Source organism: Escherichia sp. E14S1, from assembly GCF_004211995.1.
Classification (GTDB): domain Bacteria; phylum Pseudomonadota; class Gammaproteobacteria; order Enterobacterales; family Enterobacteriaceae; genus Escherichia.
Map to the genome: position 1 here is coordinate 1 of NZ_RHJQ01000036.1, position 3,052 is coordinate 3,052.

General features: G+C 52.6%; 1 rRNA gene. It reads right to left on the reverse strand.

Annotation, left to right across the window (positions count from 1 at the left end):
* Window positions 1-23 precede the first annotated feature (23 nt).
* Window positions 24-2,925, reverse strand: a 23S ribosomal RNA gene (locus D9734_RS22705).
* Window positions 2,926-3,052 lie beyond the last annotated feature (127 nt).

Genomic DNA, 3,052 nt, shown 5'->3' on the forward strand with positions numbered 1-3,052 from the left:
CGCCAAAACATCTTCGGCGTTGTAAGGTTAAGCCTCACGGTTCATTAGTACCGGTTAGCTCAACGCATCGCTGCGCTTACACACCCGGCCTATCAACGTCGTCGTCTTCAACGTTCCTTCAGGAGACTCTAAGTCTCAGGGAGAACTCATCTCGGGGCAAGTTTCGTGCTTAGATGCTTTCAGCACTTATCTCTTCCGCATTTAGCTACCGGGCAGTGCCATTGGCATGACAACCCGAACACCAGTGATGCGTCCACTCCGGTCCTCTCGTACTAGGAGCAGCCCCCCTCAGTTCTCCAGCGCCCACGGCAGATAGGGACCGAACTGTCTCACGACGTTCTAAACCCAGCTCGCGTACCACTTTAAATGGCGAACAGCCATACCCTTGGGACCTACTTCAGCCCCAGGATGTGATGAGCCGACATCGAGGTGCCAAACACCGCCGTCGATATGAACTCTTGGGCGGTATCAGCCTGTTATCCCCGGAGTACCTTTTATCCGTTGAGCGATGGCCCTTCCATTCAGAACCACCGGATCACTATGACCTGCTTTCGCACCTGCTCGCGCCGTCACGCTCGCAGTCAAGCTGGCTTATGCCATTGCACTAACCTCCTGATGTCCGACCAGGATTAGCCAACCTTCGTGCTCCTCCGTTACTCTTTAGGAGGAGACCGCCCCAGTCAAACTACCCACCAGACACTGTCCGCAACCCCGATTAGGGGTCTACGTTAGAACATCAAACATTAAAGGGTGGTATTTCAAGGTCGGCTCCATGCAGACTGGCGTCCACACTTCAAAGCCTCCCACCTATCCTACACATCAAGGCTCAATGTTCAGTGTCAAGCTATAGTAAAGGTTCACGGGGTCTTTCCGTCTTGCCGCGGGTACACTGCATCTTCACAGCGAGTTCAATTTCACTGAGTCTCGGGTGGAGACAGCCTGGCCATCATTACGCCATTCGTGCAGGTCGGAACTTACCCGACAAGGAATTTCGCTACCTTAGGACCGTTATAGTTACGGCCGCCGTTTACCGGGGCTTCGATCAAGAGCTTCGCTTGCGCTGACCCCATCAATTAACCTTCCGGCACCGGGCAGGCGTCACACCGTATACGTCCACTTTCGTGTTTGCACAGTGCTGTGTTTTTAATAAACAGTTGCAGCCAGCTGGTATCTTCGACTGATTTCAGCTCCACGAGCAAGTCGCTTCACCTACATATCAGCGTGCCTTCTCCCGAAGTTACGGCACCATTTTGCCTAGTTCCTTCACCCGAGTTCTCTCAAGCGCCTTGGTATTCTCTACCTGACCACCTGTGTCGGTTTGGGGTACGATTTGATGTTACCTGATGCTTAGAGGCTTTTCCTGGAAGCAGGGCATTTGTCGCTTCAGCACCGTAGTGCCTCGTCATCACGCCTCAGCCTTAGTTTTCCGGATTTGCCTGGAAAACCAGCCTACACGCTTAAACCGGGACAACCGTCGCCCGGCCAACATAGCCTTCTCCGTCCCCCCTTCGCAGTAACACCAAGTACAGGAATATTAACCTGTTTCCCATCGACTACGCCTTTCGGCCTCGCCTTAGGGGTCGACTCACCCTGCCCCGATTAACGTTGGACAGGAACCCTTGGTCTTCCGGCGAGCGGGCTTTTCACCCGCTTTATCGTTACTTATGTCAGCATTCGCACTTCTGATACCTCCAGCATGCCTCACAGCACACCTTCACAGGCTTACAGAACGCTCCCCTACCCAACAACACATAGTGTCGCTGCCGCAGCTTCGGTGCATGGTTTAGCCCCGTTACATCTTCCGCGCAGGCCGACTCGACCAGTGAGCTATTACGCTTTCTTTAAATGATGGCTGCTTCTAAGCCAACATCCTGGCTGTCTGGGCCTTCCCACATCGTTTCCCACTTAACCATGACTTTGGGACCTTAGCTGGCGGTCTGGGTTGTTTCCCTCTTCACGACGGACGTTAGCACCCGCCGTGTGTCTCCCGTGATAACATTCTCCGGTATTCGCAGTTTGCATCGGGTTGGTAAGTCGGGATGACCCCCTTGCCGAAACAGTGCTCTACCCCCGGAGATGAATTCACGAGGCGCTACCTAAATAGCTTTCGGGGAGAACCAGCTATCTCCCGGTTTGATTGGCCTTTCACCCCCAGCCACAAGTCATCCGCTAATTTTTCAACATTAGTCGGTTCGGTCCTCCAGTTAGTGTTACCCAACCTTCAACCTGCCCATGGCTAGATCACCGGGTTTCGGGTCTATACCCTGCAACTTAACGCCCAGTTAAGACTCGGTTTCCCTTCGGCTCCCCTATTCGGTTAACCTTGCTACAGAATATAAGTCGCTGACCCATTATACAAAAGGTACGCAGTCACCCCATAAAGAGGCTCCCACTGCTTGTACGTACACGGTTTCAGGTTCTTTTTCACTCCCCTCGCCGGGGTTCTTTTCGCCTTTCCCTCACGGTACTGGTTCACTATCGGTCAGTCAGGAGTATTTAGCCTTGGAGGATGGTCCCCCCATATTCAGACAGGATACCACGTGTCCCGCCCTACTCATCGAGCTCACAGCATGTGCATTTTTGTGTACGGGGCTGTCACCCTGTATCGCACGCCTTTCCAGACGCTTCCACTAACACACACACTGATTCAGGCTCTGGGCTGCTCCCCGTTCGCTCGCCGCTACTGGGGGAATCTCGGTTGATTTCTTTTCCTCGGGGTACTTAGATGTTTCAGTTCCCCCGGTTCGCCTCATTAACCTATGGATTCAGTTAATGATAGTGTGACGAATCACACTGGGTTTCCCCATTCGGAAATCGCCGGTTATAACGGTTCATATCACCTTACCGACGCTTATCGCAGATTAGCACGTCCTTCATCGCCTCTGACTGCCAGGGCATCCACCGTGTACGCTTAGTCGCTTAACCTCACAACCCGAAGATGTTTCTTGCGATTCATCATCGTGTTGCGAAAATTTGAGAGACTCACGAACAACTTTCGTTGTTCAGTGTTTCAATTTTCAGCTTGATCCAGATTTTTAAAGAGCAAAACTTC